Source organism: Labrys sp. F242 (genome assembly GCF_057813875.1).
In genome coordinates, this window is record NZ_JBVASG010000028.1 from 1 (window position 1) to 325 (window position 325).

1 protein-coding gene is annotated in these 325 nt (G+C 67.1%); it reads left to right on the forward strand.

The window, feature by feature from the left end:
- Nucleotides 1-325 (forward strand): glycosyltransferase family protein (locus tag ACZYTC_RS34290; RefSeq protein ID WP_488991765.1); only part of this gene is annotated, 325 nt, incomplete at both ends.

Genomic DNA, 325 nt, shown 5'->3' on the forward strand with positions numbered 1-325 from the left:
CCTCTATCCCGCTCGCACCGTGCTCTACCGCCGGCAGGCGGCGCGCGATCGCGACGAGGGCCATGGCCATCGCGTGACCGTGGCGGGCGAAGTCGGCACCCTGGCGGCGCCCATCGATCACGACGATCGCAAACCCCTTCTCAGATGGGTCGATTCGCAAAAGCGCTATGCGCATATCGAGGCCGACCATCTGCTGGCGGCCCCCAGGGACACACTACACCGGGTCGACCGCCTCCGGCTGAGGGCATGGCCGGCGCCGCTTCTGGTGTTCGTCGACACCTTGTTCTGGAAAGGTGCCTTCCTCGATGGCTGGGCGGGTTGGTAC